Raw genomic sequence first — 14,747 nt, 5'->3', positions numbered from 1 at the left:
ATTGTGGGCTACACCACGTTCGCCCCCGGGTGGGTGTCGGGCTGGCGAAAATCTAGGCCCAATTTGCTGCGACAATGCCGCCACACGAGTCACAGCAGGCCACTTAGCTGCGAATTCGAGTCTTAGAAACGGCTGGCAAAGTGGGGTGGAGTTGGCCTAGGATTAGGCGGTGTAAAACTTTTAAGCGCTTGTATGGCATAAAGCTGGCAAGCGCTTGCTAGTCAGGAGGATATAAATGACCGCTGTGGCGCCACGGTTGGACGACTACGTCCAGCCTTCACGTCCTGAGCCGACGGGGCACGGTAAGACCGGCTCCAAGGCTTGGACGATGTTGACCACCACTGACCACAAGCAGCTGGGCATCATGTACCTGATCATGTCGTTCAGCTTCTTCTTCCTTGGTGGCCTGATGGCACTGCTGATCCGCGCTGAGCTGTTCACGCCGGGTCTGCAGTTCCTGTCCAACGAGCAGTTCAACCAGCTGTTCACCATGCACGGCACTGTGATGCTGCTGCTGTTCGCAACCCCGGTCGTCTGGGGCTTCGCTAACTACATCCTGCCCTTGCAGATTGGTGCACCGGATGTGGCCTTCCCGCGTCTGAACGCCTTCGGCTTCTGGATCACCACCATCGGTGGTGTCGTGATGCTGGCTGGCTTCCTGACCCCGGGCGGCGCTGCCGACTTCGGCTGGACCATGTACCTGCCGCTGGCAGACTCCGTTCACACCCCGGGTATCGGCGCTGACATGTGGATCGTCGGCGTTGGCGCTACCGGTGTCGGTACCGTTGCTTCCGCAATCAACATGGTCACCACCGTGCTGACCCTGCGCGCACCGGGCATGACCATGTTCCGTATGCCGATCTTCACCTGGACCATCTTCACCGCTTCGGTGCTGGCCCTGATGATCTTCCCGCTGCTGCTGGCTGCTGCACTGGGCGTTCTCTACGACCGCAAGCTGGGCGGCCACATCTTCGATTCCGCTAACGGTGGCGGCATCCTGTGGCAGCACCTGTTCTGGTTCTTCGGCCACCCGGAGGTCTACGTTCTGGCCCTGCCGTTCTTCGGCATCGTCTCCGAGGTCGTTCCGGTCTTCGCCCGTAAGCCGGTCTTCGGCTACGTCGGCCTCATCTTCGCCACCCTGTCCATCGGTGCGCTGTCGATGGCCGTCTGGGCTCACCACATGTTCGTGACCGGCGCGGTCCTGCTGCCGTTCTTCTCCTTCATGACCTTCCTGATTGCGGTCCCGACCGGTATGAAGTTCTTCAACTGGGTCGGCACCCTGTGGAAGGGCCACATCACCTGGGATACCCCGATGATCTTCGCCATGGGCTTCATGGCCACCTTCCTCTTCGGCGGTATGACCGGCGTTATGCTGGCCTCCCCGGCACTGGACTTCCACCTGGCTGAGTCCTACTTCCTGATTGCTCACTTCCACTACACCCTGTTCGGTACCGTGGTCTTCTCCGCCTTCGCGGGTCTGTACTTCTGGTTCCCGAAGATGACGGGCCGTATGCTGGATGAGCGTCTGGGCAAGATTCACTTCTGGCTGACCTTCATCGGCTTCCACGGCACCTTCCTGGTTCAGCACTGGGTCGGCAACATGGGTATGCCGCGTCGTTACGCCGACTACCTGGAGTCCGATGGCTTCACCATCTACAACCAGATTTCGACCATCTTCTCCTTCGTGCTGGGTGCTTCCGTCATCCCGCTGATTTGGAACGTGTTCAAGTCCTGGCGCTACGGCGAGATCGTCACCGTCGACGATCCGTGGGGCTACGGCAACTCCCTCGAGTGGGCCACCACCTGCCCGCCGCCGCGCCACAACTTCAACTCGCTGCCGCGTATCCGCTCCGAGCGCCCGGCGTTCGAGCTGCACTACCCGCACATGGTTGAGCGCATGCGCTCCGAGGCGCACATCGGCGCTGGACACTAATTAGTGTCAACGAGGCGCTGAACCCTCCTGCCAACTAAGCCACCTTCTAGGCCCGGTTCTTAAACGGGCCACAGAAGGTGGCTTTTGGCGATCCGAAAGCCGCGTCACGGTGGGGGCCCAAGGGGCTGTGACCGTGGCCGCATCCGGCTGTGGCAGGATAAAGGCTGTGGATAATCAAGCTTTAAAGGACGTAGTGATTACGACCTCGGGGCCGGACAAGCCCGGGGTATCGGCTGCCTTCTTCCGCGTGCTGGCGGCCGTCGGGGTGGAACTGGTGGACGTGGAGCAGGCTATCTTCTCCGGACGCATCACCCTGGCGGCCTACGGGCGCCTCGACCCCGCGCTCGTCGAGAAGGCGGAGGCCGGGCTGCGAAACACGCTGAGCATCTACCAGCACACCGTCACCGTTGAGGTGGGCACGGATCGCTCCCCGCGGCCGCGCTCTAGCCACGTGGTGGTCATCATGGGGGCGACGGTGACCGCGGAGCAGATGGCGGCGCTGGCGCAGGAGCTGGCCAACTTCGACGCCAACATCGACCGCATCCGGGGCCTGTCCCGGCAGCCGCTGACCGGTCTGGAGCTGTCCGTGACCGTGGCGGGCGATGCCGCCGGTTTGCGGGCCCGGCTGGCCGAGCTGGCCGGGCGCTTAGGCGTGGACCTGGCCATCGAGGAGGCCGGCCTGCACCGCCGCGCCAAGCGCCTGGTCTGTTTCGACTGCGATTCGACCCTGATTACCGGCGAGGTCATCGAGATGCTCGCCGCCCGCGCCGGCCGCGAGGCGGAGGTAGCCGCGGTCACCGAGCGCGCCATGCGCGGCGAGCTCGACTTCGCGGAGTCCCTGCGCGAGCGCGTCAAGGCCCTGGGCGGGCTGGACGAGTCGGTGCTGGCGGAGGTCGCGGCTGATATCGAGCTCACCCCGGGCGCGCGCACCACGGTGGCCACGCTCAAGCGCCTGGGCTTCAAGGTCGCGGTGGTCTCCGGCGGCTTCTTGGAGGTCCTCCAGCCGCTGGCCCGCGAGCTTAACCTGGACTACGTGCGGGCCAACACCCTGGCCATTAGCGACGGGAAGCTGACCGGCGAGGTCACCGGGAAGATCGTCGACCGCGCGGCGAAGGCGGAATACCTGCGCGAATTCGCCGCGGACTGCGGCGTGCCCATGTCGCAGACGGTGGCGGTGGGTGACGGCGCCAACGATATCGATATGTTGAGCGCGGCGGGCCTGGGGATTGCCTTTAACGCCAAGCCGGCCCTCAAGGAGGTGGCCGACGCGCAGGTCAACCACCCGTACCTGGACGAGGTCCTGCAGCTGCTGGGCATCCCCTCCGCCGAGATCGAGAAGGATTAGTCCATGGGCACCGAGCAGGCTATCGATGCCTCTTTCCGCGCCGCCCACCAGCGGCTCCAGGAATCCTGCAGTTCGCGCGACTGGCACCGCGATAGGGAAGACCCCAATCAGCCGGAGACAGTCCAGGCCATGCAGATCGCGCTGAACCTGCCCAAGCAGGACACCCCGGCCCGCCACCGCGTGCTGGAAGCGGCTGCCCGGGCCGTGGTCGCGGTGTGCCTGGACGAGCGCGCCGGCGGCGATACGGCCTTCGCCGCTGCCCTGGGCCGCTGGTACGGACACCGCATCCGCAAGGTGGCCCGCCGCAGCCGCAACAAGGCCTGGAACGACGTCCAGGCGCTGCCCGGGGTGACAGTCGACGTGGCGCGCGCTTCCGTTCCCTCGGCGGTCAACGAGGTGGATCCGCTCATTAGCAAGCTGCAGATCGGCCACACGGACCTGCCCGCCGACCAGCCGGGCGACCCGGCGGCCGACGCCCCGGTCATCTACGTGGACGCCTCCCTCGGCATGAGCGCGGGCAAGGCCGCGGCCCAGGTCGGGCACGGCTCCATGCTGCTGGCCGCCAGCCTGAACGTTCAGGCGGCGTGGGAGTGGAAGCAGGCCGACTTCGCCCTAAGCGTGCGCGAGGTCGACCACGCCACCTTCGAGCGGGCGCAAGCCGAAGCCGGGGCGGTAGTGGTCGTCGACGCCGGGTTCACCGAGATCGCCCCGGATTCGGCGACGGTGTGCGCCCTGCCGCGCCCGCTCAGCACCTAACAGTCCGGGTCGGCTATGGGAAGGCCGGGCCCGCCTTTAGCGGCTCTCAACGAGGCGCCGAAGCGCGCCTAGCACCGTTTCCAGGCGCGTGGTGGACCAAAACGGCGGCATCGAGGCGCGCAGGAAGCCGCCGTAGCGCTTGGTCTCCAGGCGCGGGTCCAGCACCGCGACGACTCCCCGGTCGCTGGTTGCGCGCAGCAGGCGGCCGGCGCCCTGCGCCACGAGGAGGGCGGCGTGTGTGGCCGAGACCTCCATGAAGCCGTTGCGGCCGGCGGCCTTGGCGGCCTCCGTGCGCGCCTGCATCAGGGGGTTGTCGGGCCGCGGGAACGGGATGCGGTCGATGGCCACCAGCGAGCACGCCGGGCCGGGCACGTCCACGCCCTGCCAGAGCGTCAGCGTGCCAAACAGGCAGGAGTTTTCCTGTTTGCTGAACTTGTCCACCAGCGCGCCGATGGAATCCTCGCCCTGGAGGAAAATCTCGAAGGGCAGCTTCGGGCGCAGCTCCTCGGCGGCCTGCTCGGCGGCCCGGCGGGAAGAAAACAGGCCCAGGGTGCGCCCGCCGGCGGCGGTGATAAGCTGCTGCAGCTCGTCGAGCGTGGCCGGGGAAAGGCCGTCGCGGCCGGGCTGGGGCAGGCCCGCGGCGGTGTACAAGATCCCGGACTTGGCCGGGTCGAAGGGCGTGCCGACGTCCAGCGAGTCCCAGGTGCCCTGCGGCAGGCCCCACTGGGCGGCCATCGCGTCGAAGCGCCCGCCCAAGGCCAGCGTCGCCGAGGTCAACACGACGGTTTGTTCGGCGAAGAGGTTGTCCTGGAGCATCTGTGAGATGGACAGCGGCGCCACCGCCAGGGTATTCGCCCCGTTGCGACTGTCCCGGTCTAGCCAGACGACGTCCTCGTGCGCGGCCGGATCCCCGGTTGCGAAGACGTCGAGCAGCCGCGCGACGGTCTCCACGATTGAGCCCAGGTGGTTGGTCAGGTTCTGGCGCTCGGCGTATTTCTCCGGGTCCTGGGCCTGCTCGTTATCAGGGGCGCGGCCGATGGTGGACTTGATGTCTTCGACCGTATCCGCCAGGGAAGAAAGCTGGGACTTGGCGTTATCCGGCAGGTCCACCCAGCGGCCCGGGGAATACTCATCCAGGAGCAGATTGAATTCGTCCGCCTGCTCGCTCAGGCGGGCTTCCTTGCCGTTGGCGCCCAGCGCCTTGACGCGGTTGGCCGCCATCTTGAGGCCGCGCGCGGTCAGCTCCGCCGTGGACACGGAGGTGATCCGGCCGTCCAGCTCGTGGGCCTCGTCGATGATGACCGCCGAGTGCTCGGGCAGGATGGTGGCCTGGGAGACGGCATCGATAGCCAGCAGCGCGTGGTTCGTGACCACGACGTCGACCTGGGCGGCCGCCTGCCGGGCGGCCTCCGCAAAACAGTCGGCCCCGTGCGGGCAGCGCGCAGCCCCCAGGCACTCGTTCGAGGTGACCGAGACCTGCCGCCAGGCGAGGTCGCTGACCCCGCGGTCTAGGTCCTCGCGGTCGCCGGTGTCGGTCTCATCCGCCCAGTCGTAGAGGCGGGCGGCCTGGGCGCCTAGCCCCGTGGTCTCGGCTTCCTCGAAGAGCCCGGATTCCGCCTCCGCCAGGGATTCGGCCCGCGCCACCTTGTTCAGGCACAGGTAGTTTGAGCGGCCCTTCATGATGGCGAAGGTGGGCTTGCGCTGCATGATGGGCTCGAGGGCTTCGACCAGGCGCGGCAGGTCGCGCTGGACCAGCTGGCGCTGCAGGGCCAGCGTTGCGGTGGAGACCACCACGGTGGATCCGGTGTTGTGCGCGTGCCGGATGGCGGGCACCAGGTAGGCCCAGGACTTGCCCGTGCCGGTGCCGGCCTGCACGGCCAGATGCCGCTGGGTATCCAGGGCCTTAGTCACCGCGCTGGCCATGCGGATCTGCCCGTCGCGCCGCGCGCCGCCGAGGGCCTCAACGGCCGAGGACAGCAGCTCCTCGGTGGAGTGGTTGAGCGGCTCGCGAAAAGACTCGCTGTCGGGGTCGGCGGGTTCTGCTGGGTCGTGCGGGGCGTTTGTCACCCCGGTTAGTCTACCGGCCTAGGACTGGTGCGGCGGCAGCAACCCGACCGCCCGGGTGGGTACGGCCGGCTCGCCGCGGGACAGGGCCAGCCCCTCCCAGGGCAGCGTGCCGATGGCCGCGGCCAGGTGGGCGCGGGAGGTGTCCAGGTCTGGGATATCGTCGACGGCCTGACCGTCGCGCATCAGCGGGATGGTCAGCTGCTGGGTCTCCAGCCCGCCGACGTCCGGGGCGGTGGTGTCCGTGTAGGGGAAGACGACCTCCTCGACCGCCACGCCGGTGGAGCGGTAGGTGCGCAGCGCCTGCTTGGCGCCGCCGATGGATTCCTTGGAGGAGGAACGCTTGGCCACCGGGTGCCCGTCGACCTCCACGACCTTGTAGACCAGGCCGGCCGTCGGGGCGCCCGAGCCGGTGACCACGGAGGTGCCCACGCCGTAGACGTCCACCGGGTCGCCGCGCAGGCCGGCGATGGCGAACTCGTCCAGGTCGGAAGAGACCACGATCTTGGTCTCGGTATTGCCCAGATCGTCCAGCTGCTTGCGGACCCGGCGGGTGACCGCGCCCAAGTCGCCGGAGTCAATACGCACGCCGCCGAGTTCCTTACCCGCGACCTCCACGGCGTTGATAACGCCCTGGGTGATGTCGTAGGTGTCGACCAGCAGGGTGGTGCCCGCGCCTAGGACGTCGATCTGGGTGGCGAAGGCCGCCTTCTCGTTGGCGCTGCCGTCCTCGTTGACGTGTGCCAGCGTCCACGCGTGCGCGGCCGTGCCGGAGACCGGGATGTCGTAGCGGAAGCCGGCCTCCAGGTTGGAGGTGGCGACGAAGCCGGCCAGGTAGGCCGCGCGGGCGGCGGTGACCGCGGCGTATTCGTGCGTGCGGCGCGCGCCCATCTCCAGGATGGGGCGCCCGTCCGCGGCGGTGACCATGCGGGCGGCCGCGGAGGCGACCGCCGAGTCAGCGTTCATGATGGACAGGATGACGGTCTCCAGCACGATGCACTCGGCGAAGGTGCCGCGCACGGTCAGCAGCGGCGAATTCGGGAAATAAAGCTCGCCCTCGCGGTAGCCGTCCACCTGCCCGCTGAAGCGGTAGTTGCGCAGGTAGTCCTTGGTCTCCTCGTCGAGGAAGTCGAGGTGGGCCAGCTGCTGCTCGGTGAAGCGGAAGTTCTGGATGGCCGCGATGACCCGCGGCGTGCCGGCGACGACGCCGTAGCGGCGCTCGTTGGGCAGGCGCCGGGAGAAAACTTCGCAGGTGACTTGGCGGTGGGCGCTGCCGTCTCGCAGGGCTGCCTCGAGCATGGTCAGCTCGTACATGTCGGTGAGTAAGGCAGTGGAGGCGGTGATATTCGAGCTATCGTTCACATCGTGAAGTGTACGTCACAGGCGCGTGACGGGGGTGTTTATTGTTCAAATTGGATGACGACCCAGACCCGGCCGTGGCCGATCTCCGCCGCCACCGCCTGGAAGGTATTGGCCGGGTTCAAGACCACCTCGAGGTGCGGGCGGGAGGCGCGCAGCTTCTCCACGACCGCGTAGCCGGTAGCCCCCTCGACTGGCAGGTTGACCTGCAGCTGCGAGATGTTCTCGGGCGAGCGGGATTCCTTCCCGGCGGCCGCGTTCTGGCGGGCCTGCTCCCGGGCCGCGCCCTGGCGATCCGGCCACGGCAGCCCCGGCGGCAGCCCGTTGTCGAGGCGCCACTGGTTCAGGGCGGTGCCCACCTCTTGTTCCAACTCGGTCAGCCGGATTTGTTCCTCCGGGGACGCCGGCTCGGGCTGGGCGGTGGAGGATCCGTTGTCGGCGGATTCAGAGGAGCCCGATCCCCCGGGGCTGGATACCAGGGAGGCGATGGCCACGCCGACGGTCGCGGCGAGGGTGACGAAGGTGATGACCGCGCGGGCCACGCCGGGCAGATCGGCCGGGAAGCGGCCGGCGCGAACGTCGTTAATCAACCGCGTGAGCAGGGGAGGCTGTGACATGCTGTCCTTTCTGTCCGGCTCGGTCCGCGCTGCCGCGCTCGGCCGCTAGCACTGTGATTCAGTGGGGATGAAGTACGTTACAAGGCTCGTTGAGGCACAGGTTACCTGCCAGGCACCTTGTGCACTAGTGAAATTGGTTAGGCTATTAGGTATGACTGCCAGAATTTCCCCCATTTACATGGGCTCGCCCATGGCTACCCCGGAACTGGACGAGGACCTCAAGGTGGACGTAGCCACCAGCGAAAACCTGCCCTGGATGTGCATCGTCTGGGACGACCCGGTCAACCTGATGAGCTACGTCTCCTACGTCTTCCAGACGGTGCTGGGCTACGACAAGAAGCGGGCCAACGAGTTGATGATGCAGGTACACACCGAGGGCAAGGCGGCCGTGTCCTCCGGTGAACGCGACAAGATCGAAGCCGACGTCAAGAAGCTGCAGATCGCGGGCCTATGGGCCACCATGCAGCAGGCCGGCTAGGAGGCGGAGAAGAAAAACCCCATGCAAGAGTGGAAGAAAAAGAAATCGCTAATGCGCCCGGTGCGCTTTCACGCCGTCCTGGACCCCATGGAGCGCGAGGTTTTAGGCAACCTGACCTCGACGGTGGCCGAGGCCATCATCCAGCGCGCGCAGTCCGCACCGAAGGACGAGCTGGCCGAGATGATGGACATGCCCTCCGGCCACAAGGACGCCCCGGAGGATCCCTCCCTGGCGCGCCTGTTTCCGGACTTCATGGCCGACGGCGACGAGGAATTCGACGGCGACGCCTCGCTGATGCGCAGCCTGCACGAAAACGACATCGCCCGCGCCAAGCTCGCCAACCTGCAGGCCATCAACTCCGCGCTGGGGCCGACCGGCTCGGTGGAGCTTAACCTTTCGGAGGAAGAGGCCCACCAGTTCGTCGCCGGCCTCAACGATCTCCGCCTGTTCGTCGCCGCGGGGGATTTCAGCGGCCCGGACGCCGCCGTTACCGATCGCGACGCGCTCGTGGAATGGCTGGCCTTCAACCAGGACTCGCTGCTGCGGGCGCTGATGTCCTAATGCTCAGCGTCGGCCACGTCAGCCGCGGGGATACCGGGGTCACCGCGGTCTATTTCGGGCCCGCCGGGGCAGTGGCCGGCGTCGACGTGCGCGGCGGCGGCCCGGGCACGCGGGAAACCGACCTTTTGGCCCCACACAACACCGTCCAGCGGGTCCACGCCATCGTCCTGGCGGGCGGTTCCGCCTTCGGGCTGGCGGCCGCGGACGGGGCCATGCGGCAGCTGGCGCAGGAGGGGCTCGGCTTCGCCGTCTTCGGCGAGGACAAACCCGGCCCGCGCGTGCCCATCGTGCCGGCGGCCGTCATCTTCGATCTCGCCGTCGGGCCGACGATGCCCACCGCCGACGACGGCGCCGCGGCCATCCGCGCCGCCTTGGCCGGCGACGACCCCTCCCAGGGCAGCGTCGGGGCCGGCTGCGGGGCCACCGCCGGCAAGCTGCGCGGCGGGGTCGGACGGGCCCAGCTGGCGGCGGCCGATACCGGCTTTAGAGTCGGCGCCATCGTGGTGGCCAACCCGGTCGGCCAGGTCGTCGACGCGGCCACCGGCCGGCTGTTCGGGGCGCCGGGCCGGCCCGGCATCGACCGCGCGGCCTTTGCCGAGCTGCCCGACCCGGCCGCGAGCCTGAACACCACCATCGGGGTGGTTTACACTGACGCGCCGCTTAACAAGGCGCAGGCCCAGCGGCTGGCCCTGGCCGGCCACGACGGGATCGCCCGCGCGGTGCGCCCGGCCCACTCGCCGCTGGACGGCGACACTTTGTTCGGCGTTTCCACCGCGACCCCGGCGCAGGCGGCGGGCGCATCCGCGCCGGTGGGGGACGCGACGCTGGCGCGGCTGACCGCGCTGGCCGCCGATGCCGTCGAGGCCGCCATTGTCTCCGCCGTCTGCGCGGCCAGCGACGGCTTTGGCTACCCCGCGTATTCTTCCCTGCTGCGCTAAGCTGAAGTGCACTATGACATATTCCACTGGACCGTATTCGTCCCGGCCGGACCGTAGCCGGGGACAGACCGGCCCGGCGAATTTCGGGCCCTCGGGCGGGCCCCTCCAGCCGGCCGGCGGCGCTGGTATGCGCAAGCCCCAGACCAACCGGGGCGACTCAGTGAATTACACGCGCGCCGGGCGCCTGCGCACCGGCCTGGTCTTCGCCATCGGCTACCTGGTGGTGCTCTGGGGCATCCACATCGTCAACTACGTCATCTTCGGCGGGAGCTTAAGCTACTACGGCATCCACCCGCTGGACTTCAACGGCATCTGGGGGATTGTCACCGCCCCGCTGCTGCACGCCGACTGGGAGCACCTCATCGGCAACTCGCTGCCCGGGGCCGTGTTCTGCTTCCTCATCGGGCTCTCCGGCCGGAAGGTCTGGTGGGAGGTCACTCTGCTGGTGGTGCTCATCGGCGGGCTGGGAACGTGGCTGCTGGGCGGGCCCGGCACCAACCACATCGGCGCCTCCAGCCTGGTCTACGGTTGGCTGGCCTACCTGCTGGTCCGCGGCATCTTCAACCGCTCGCTCATCCAGATCGTCCTCGGCGTGGTCCTGGGGGTTGCCTACTCCGGCCTGGTCTGGGGCGTGTTGCCGATTTACGAGGGGGTGTCCTGGCAGGGCCACCTGTTTGGGGCCATCGGCGGCATCGTGGCCGGCATGACGATTACCTCCGACGACACGTCGAAGCAGATTATGCGCCGCAGCGTAAAATAGTACGGCGTGACTGAACTAGCCGATAAACCGCAGCCCGGACCGACCGCCCCCATCGGGATCTTTGATTCCGGGGTGGGCGGCCTGACGGTGGCGCGCACGATCATCGATCAGCTGCCGCACGAGTCGCTGCTCTACATCGGCGACACCCTGCACGGACCCTACGGGCCGCGGCCCATCGCAGAAGTCCGCGCGCTGTCGATTGACATCGCCGACGAGCTGGTCGAGCGCGGCTGCAAGATGATCGTGGTGGCCTGCAACACCGCCACCGCCGCCTTCCTCCACGACGCCCGCGAGCGCTACGACGTGCCGGTCGTGGAGGTCATCCGCCCGGCCGTGCGCCGCGCTATCGCGACGACGCGCAACCACAAGATCGGCGTGATCGGCACCGAGGGCACCATCAAATCCGGCGTCTACCAGGACCTTTTTGCCGTACACCCGGACGTGCAGGCCACCGCCGTGGCCTGCCCCGACTTCGTGCCCTTCGTGGAGCGCGGGATCACCTCCGGCCGCCAGATCCTGGGCATTGCCGAGGGCTACCTGGCCCCCATGCAGGCCGCCGGCATCGACACCCTGGTGCTCGGCTGCACCCACTACCCACACCTTTCGGGCGTCATCCAGCTGGCCGTCGGTGACGAGGTCACGCTGGTCAGCTCCGCGGAGGAAACCGCCAAGGACGTGCTCAAGGTGCTCACCGAGCGCGACCTGCTCGCGCCCGTAGACAACCCGGCCACGCGCGTTTTCGAGTCCACCGGCGACATGGAGATCTTCGAGAACCTGGCCTCCCGCTTCCTGGGACCGGGGGTCGGTGAATTCAACCACATTTCTCACTCCGGTTGATTTTCTCCCCGAAATGGCCGCAAATCGCCCCACTGTCGCCGTATTCGTGACACCATGAGGGGCATGAAGTTGACCATCTTGGGATGCTCCGGAAGCGTGCCCACTTCCGGGAACCCGGCCTCCGGTTACCTCGTGTCTTTCCCGGATGCGCCGTCCATCCTCATGGACTTGGGCCCCGGTACCCTCGCCGCGCTGCAGGACGTCCAGGATCCGTGCGACGCCCACGTGGCCTTAAGCCACCTGCACGCCGATCACTGCATGGATTTCCCCTCCCTGCTGGTCTGGCGCCGTTTCCACCCCTACGCGCCGGCCAAGGGCCGCAACTTTTGCCTGGGCCCCAGCTACGCGCCGCAGCACCTGGGGCGGCTGTCCTCCGACGCCCAGCCAGACGGCGTGGACGACATGTCGGATACCTTCGCCTTCACCCCCTGGGAGGACGGGGTGGAACAGCACGTCGACGACGTCGCCATCACCCCGTACCGGACTATCCACCCGGTCGAGACCTATGGCCTGCGCCTGCGCCACACCGAGACCGGCAAGATCATCGCGTATACCGCAGACACCTCCTTCGATACCAAGCTGCTGCCGTTGGCGCAGGACGCCGATATCCTGCTGGCGGAGGCCGCCTGGGGCGCTAGCTCCGAGGGCAAGGCGGAAAAGATGCACATGTCCGGCGCGGAGGCCGGCCGCCTGGCGCAGCTGGCGGGCGTGCGCACCCTCGTGCTGGTGCACCTGCAGCCCTGGGGAGACGCCGCCGCGACCGTGGCGGCCGCCCGAGCCGAATTCGACGGCGAACTGGTCCTCGGCGAGCCCGGGATGGTCTTCGAACTCTAGCCTGGCCCCGGCGGGTAGCCTGGGAGCATGACTGATTTTCAACGAGCAGACGGCCGCGGCCTCGACGAGCTGCGCACCGTGCGAATTACCCGCAATTTCACCACCAACCCGGCGGGCTCGGTGTTGGTCGAATTCGGCAATACCCGCGTGATGTGCACCGCCTCGGTGGAAACGGGCGTGCCCCGCTTCAAGCGGGATTCCGGCGAGGGCTGGCTGACGGCCGAGTACGCCATGCTGCCGTCCGCCACCCACGAGCGCATGCCGCGTGAGTCCATGAAGGGCAAGGTCAAGGGCCGCACGCATGAGATCTCCCGCCTGGTGGGGCGCTCGCTGCGCGCCGCGGTGGATCTGAGCGAGCTGGGGGAGAACACCATCCAGCTCGACTGCGACGTCCTGCAGGCCGACGGCGGCACCCGCACCGCCTCGATCACCGGCGCCTACGTTGCGCTGGCCGATGCCGTGGCCGCCCTCAAGGAGCGCGGCGCCGTGCCGGGCGAGCCGCTGCTGGACCCTATCGCGGCGGTCTCCGTCGGCATCATCGACGGCCGGGTGTGCCTGGACCTGCCGTATGAGGAAGACTCCCGCGCCGAGGTCGACCTCAACGTGGTCATGCAGGAAAGCGGCGACTTCGTGGAAATTCAGGGCACCGGTGAGCACGGGCTGTTCGGCCGCGACGAGCTGAACCAGATGCTCGACGTGGCCCAGAAGGGCTGCACCGAGCTCATCGCCGCGCAGGGCGCCGCCCTGGGGTGGGACTAATGCAGCTGCTAGTCGCCTCGAATAACCCCAAGAAGTTGAAGGAACTGCACACCATCCTGGCCGAGGCTGGCATCGAGGGCGTAGAGCTGGTCCCGCTCAGTGAGGCAGAGTCCTACCCGGAGCCGGTCGAGGACGGGCGCACCTGCGCCGACAACGCGCTGATCAAGGCCCGCGCGGGCGCGCAGGCCACCGGCCTGCCGTGCGTGGCGGACGACTCCGGCCTGGCCGTCGACGAGCTCAACGGCATGCCCGGCGTGCTTTCGGCGCGCTGGTCCGGCCGCCACGGCGACGACGCCGCCAACAACGAGCTCCTGCTGGGCCAGCTGGTCCACGTGCCGGAAGAGCGCCGCACCGCGGCTTTTGTCTCCGTGTGCGCGCTGGTCACTCCGGCCGGCCAGGAACACGTGGTGGAAGGCCGCTGGCCCGGGCGCGTGCTGACTGCCCCGCGCGGGGAGGGCGGCTTCGGCTACGACCCGCTCTTCCAGCCGGACGGCGAGGAGCGCTCCGCCGCGGAGATGTCCCCGGAAGAGAAAAACGCCGTCTCCCACCGGGGCCAGGCGCTGCGGCAGCTGGTTCCGGTAGTGGCGGCGTTGCAGAAAAACTAGCGCGAAAAGCTAGAGCTGGAAGTCGCGCTGCACCTCGCGGCGGCGCTTGACCTCCATGTAGAAAGAGAAGAACGGGATGGTGCCGGCCAGGGCCGTGGTGAACCACTTCATCGGCGGCCACAGGGCCTTCGGCGCCAGGTTCAGGATGGACAGCAGGTACAGCACGTAGAAGGCGCCGTGGATCTGGGCGATGTGGGTGGCCCACTCGGGCATGTCCATGCCGACGATGTATTCCAGCACCATGCGCGTGGTCAGCACCAGCAGGAAGATACCGGTCACCGTCGCGGCGACGGTGAACAGGGTCAGCGCGGTGCGCACGCGGGCCTGGCGGGCCGGGTGGATGCGCTTCGGCGCGGTGGAAGCAGAAGTGTTCTCAGAAGTCATAGCGGTAATCTAGCTTAGCTTTCAATTGTCGTGCCGGACAGGCCTTAGCGGTCGAGGTCAGGGTTGACCTCGTGGTGCCCGCGGCGCGGGCGGTTGAGCGCGTTGAATTCCTCGACGTCGAGCTGCGGCCGGTGGGGGAGGAAGTCCTCGTCGATGGTGGTCGGCTTGGATTTGGTGACCTCTGGGGCCTCGTAGGCGAACCCGTCGAGGTCCTCCGCCTCGTTTTCGGCGGCGATGCGCTCGTTCTCGCTGCGCAGCGCGGTCCGGTAGGCGTAGATGACGAACGCCGCGAACAGCGGCCACTGGAGGGCGTAGCCCAGGTTCTGGAAGGTGCCGGAACCGGACTGGAAGCGGGTCCACTGCCAGTAGGCGAGCGCGAAGAAGGCGACCACGAGCACGGCGATGAGGACAATATGCCACCACCGCACTCGGATCCTCTGGCGCTTGCCGGTCTCTTGCGTGCTCACGAGTCCTAGCCTACCCACTGGCCGCGGCGCGCCAAAGTCATTAGTGAGCG

Annotated in this window: 16 protein-coding genes; 11 read left to right on the top strand and 5 right to left on the bottom strand. The window is 67.7% G+C overall.

The genetic code is table 11. From position 1 onward, the window contains the following. Positions 1–235 precede the first annotated feature (235 nt). The 3 genes from ctaD (at position 236) to VVR85_RS08050 (ending at position 4,034) form a co-directional block, all read left to right on the top strand. The gene (gene ctaD, locus VVR85_RS08060) at positions 236–1,933 is read left to right on the top strand and encodes a cytochrome c oxidase subunit I (protein WP_368520405.1); all 1,698 of its coding nucleotides are present in this window, start codon (positions 236–238) and stop codon (positions 1,931–1,933) included. A 157-nt stretch (positions 1,934–2,090) separates the two neighbouring features. After that, a complete protein-coding gene (serB, locus tag VVR85_RS08055) occupies positions 2,091–3,278 on the top strand; it encodes a phosphoserine phosphatase SerB (RefSeq protein WP_409338197.1) in 1,188 nt (395 codons plus the stop codon). 3 nt (positions 3,279–3,281) lie between these two features. Further along, complete coding sequence (locus VVR85_RS08050; RefSeq protein ID WP_368520403.1) at positions 3,282–4,034, top strand: peptidyl-tRNA hydrolase; 753 nt, start codon at positions 3,282–3,284, stop codon at positions 4,032–4,034. A gap of 36 nt (positions 4,035–4,070) precedes the next feature. On the opposite strand, the gene VVR85_RS08045 is transcribed toward VVR85_RS08050, so the two are convergent. Genes VVR85_RS08045 through VVR85_RS08035 form a run of 3 tightly spaced genes read right to left on the bottom strand, consistent with a single transcriptional unit; the run spans position 4,071 to position 8,074 of the window. Continuing rightward, entirely contained in the window at positions 4,071–6,101 is a 2,031-nt protein-coding gene (locus tag VVR85_RS08045; protein WP_409338193.1) for an ATP-dependent DNA helicase, read from the bottom strand. A gap of 18 nt (positions 6,102–6,119) precedes the next feature. Further along, the gene (locus VVR85_RS08040) at positions 6,120–7,460 is read right to left on the bottom strand and encodes a nicotinate phosphoribosyltransferase (protein ID WP_368520402.1); all 1,341 of its coding nucleotides are present in this window, start codon (positions 7,458–7,460) and stop codon (positions 6,120–6,122) included. Positions 7,461–7,498: 38 nt separating this feature from the next. Beyond that, a complete protein-coding gene (locus tag VVR85_RS08035; protein WP_368520401.1) occupies positions 7,499–8,074 on the bottom strand; it encodes a CAP domain-containing protein in 576 nt (191 codons plus the stop codon). Between the two features lie 178 nt (positions 8,075–8,252). Between VVR85_RS08035 and clpS the strand changes: the two genes are divergently transcribed. The 8 genes from clpS (at position 8,253) to rdgB (ending at position 13,846) form a co-directional block, all read left to right on the top strand. Next, entirely contained in the window at positions 8,253–8,552 is a 300-nt protein-coding gene (clpS, locus tag VVR85_RS08030; protein WP_290226377.1) for an ATP-dependent Clp protease adapter ClpS, read from the top strand. Between the two features lie 21 nt (positions 8,553–8,573). Further along, positions 8,574–9,113, top strand: coding sequence for a DUF2017 domain-containing protein (locus VVR85_RS08025; protein WP_368520400.1), 540 nt, complete (start codon positions 8,574–8,576; stop codon positions 9,111–9,113). Continuing rightward, positions 9,113–10,051 carry a P1 family peptidase gene (locus tag VVR85_RS08020; protein WP_368520399.1) on the top strand — a complete coding sequence of 313 codons (939 nt, stop codon included), beginning with the start codon at positions 9,113–9,115 and terminating at the stop codon, positions 10,049–10,051. The genes VVR85_RS08025 and VVR85_RS08020 overlap by 1 nt, the downstream gene beginning before the upstream one ends. Positions 10,052–10,178: 127 nt before the next feature. Continuing rightward, on the top strand, positions 10,179–10,811 hold the full coding sequence (locus VVR85_RS08015; RefSeq protein ID WP_368520428.1) for a rhomboid family intramembrane serine protease: 633 nt from the start codon (positions 10,179–10,181) through the stop codon (positions 10,809–10,811). 6 nt (positions 10,812–10,817) lie between these two features. After that, the gene (gene murI, locus VVR85_RS08010; protein ID WP_368520398.1) at positions 10,818–11,648 is read left to right on the top strand and encodes a glutamate racemase; all 831 of its coding nucleotides are present in this window, start codon (positions 10,818–10,820) and stop codon (positions 11,646–11,648) included. 63 nt (positions 11,649–11,711) lie between these two features. Next, positions 11,712–12,482, top strand: a complete 771-nt coding sequence (locus VVR85_RS08005) for an MBL fold metallo-hydrolase (protein WP_368520397.1) — start codon at positions 11,712–11,714, stop codon at positions 12,480–12,482. Positions 12,483–12,509: 27 nt separating this feature from the next. Beyond that, positions 12,510–13,241 carry a ribonuclease PH gene (rph, locus tag VVR85_RS08000; RefSeq protein ID WP_368520396.1) on the top strand — a complete coding sequence of 244 codons (732 nt, stop codon included), beginning with the start codon at positions 12,510–12,512 and terminating at the stop codon, positions 13,239–13,241. Beyond that, on the top strand, positions 13,241–13,846 hold the full coding sequence (gene rdgB / locus VVR85_RS07995; protein ID WP_368520395.1) for an RdgB/HAM1 family non-canonical purine NTP pyrophosphatase: 606 nt from the start codon (positions 13,241–13,243) through the stop codon (positions 13,844–13,846). The genes rph and rdgB overlap by 1 nt, the downstream gene beginning before the upstream one ends. Before the next feature lie 9 nt (positions 13,847–13,855). On the opposite strand, the gene VVR85_RS07990 is transcribed toward rdgB, so the two are convergent. Together VVR85_RS07990 and VVR85_RS07985 are read right to left on the bottom strand one after the other, a co-directional pair. Next, positions 13,856–14,230, bottom strand: coding sequence for a DUF3817 domain-containing protein (locus tag VVR85_RS07990; RefSeq protein ID WP_070769676.1), 375 nt, complete (start codon positions 14,228–14,230; stop codon positions 13,856–13,858). A 44-nt stretch (positions 14,231–14,274) separates the two neighbouring features. After that, a complete protein-coding gene (locus VVR85_RS07985) occupies positions 14,275–14,697 on the bottom strand; it encodes a hypothetical protein (protein ID WP_368520394.1) in 423 nt (140 codons plus the stop codon). Positions 14,698–14,747: the final 50 nt, after the last annotated feature.

Source organism: Corynebacterium sp. LK2590, from assembly GCF_040946105.1.
In the GTDB taxonomy this organism is placed as follows: Bacteria; Actinomycetota; Actinomycetes; order Mycobacteriales; family Mycobacteriaceae; genus Corynebacterium.
This window is presented reverse-complemented; position numbering and strand designations above follow the sequence as displayed.

What these genes read in the sequence shown, in the direction of transcription:
- VVR85_RS08035 (WP_368520401.1), bottom strand. Translation starts at nt 8,074, where the DNA reads ATGTCACAGCCTCCCCTGCTCACGCGGTTGATTAACGACGTTCGCGCC.
- VVR85_RS08020 (WP_368520399.1), top strand. Translation starts at nt 9,113, where the DNA reads ATGCTCAGCGTCGGCCACGTCAGCCGCGGGGATACCGGGGTCACCGCG.
- VVR85_RS07990 (WP_070769676.1), bottom strand. Translation starts at nt 14,230, where the DNA reads ATGACTTCTGAGAACACTTCTGCTTCCACCGCGCCGAAGCGCATCCAC.
- VVR85_RS08005 (WP_368520397.1), top strand. Translation starts at nt 11,712, where the DNA reads ATGAAGTTGACCATCTTGGGATGCTCCGGAAGCGTGCCCACTTCCGGG.
- VVR85_RS08025 (WP_368520400.1), top strand. Translation starts at nt 8,574, where the DNA reads ATGCAAGAGTGGAAGAAAAAGAAATCGCTAATGCGCCCGGTGCGCTTT.
- VVR85_RS08050 (WP_368520403.1), top strand. Translation starts at nt 3,282, where the DNA reads ATGGGCACCGAGCAGGCTATCGATGCCTCTTTCCGCGCCGCCCACCAG.
- VVR85_RS08015 (WP_368520428.1), top strand. Translation starts at nt 10,179, where the DNA reads ATGCGCAAGCCCCAGACCAACCGGGGCGACTCAGTGAATTACACGCGC.
- clpS (WP_290226377.1), top strand. Translation starts at nt 8,253, where the DNA reads ATGGGCTCGCCCATGGCTACCCCGGAACTGGACGAGGACCTCAAGGTG.
- rph (WP_368520396.1), top strand. Translation starts at nt 12,510, where the DNA reads ATGACTGATTTTCAACGAGCAGACGGCCGCGGCCTCGACGAGCTGCGC.
- rdgB (WP_368520395.1), top strand. Translation starts at nt 13,241, where the DNA reads ATGCAGCTGCTAGTCGCCTCGAATAACCCCAAGAAGTTGAAGGAACTG.
- ctaD (WP_368520405.1), top strand. Translation starts at nt 236, where the DNA reads ATGACCGCTGTGGCGCCACGGTTGGACGACTACGTCCAGCCTTCACGT.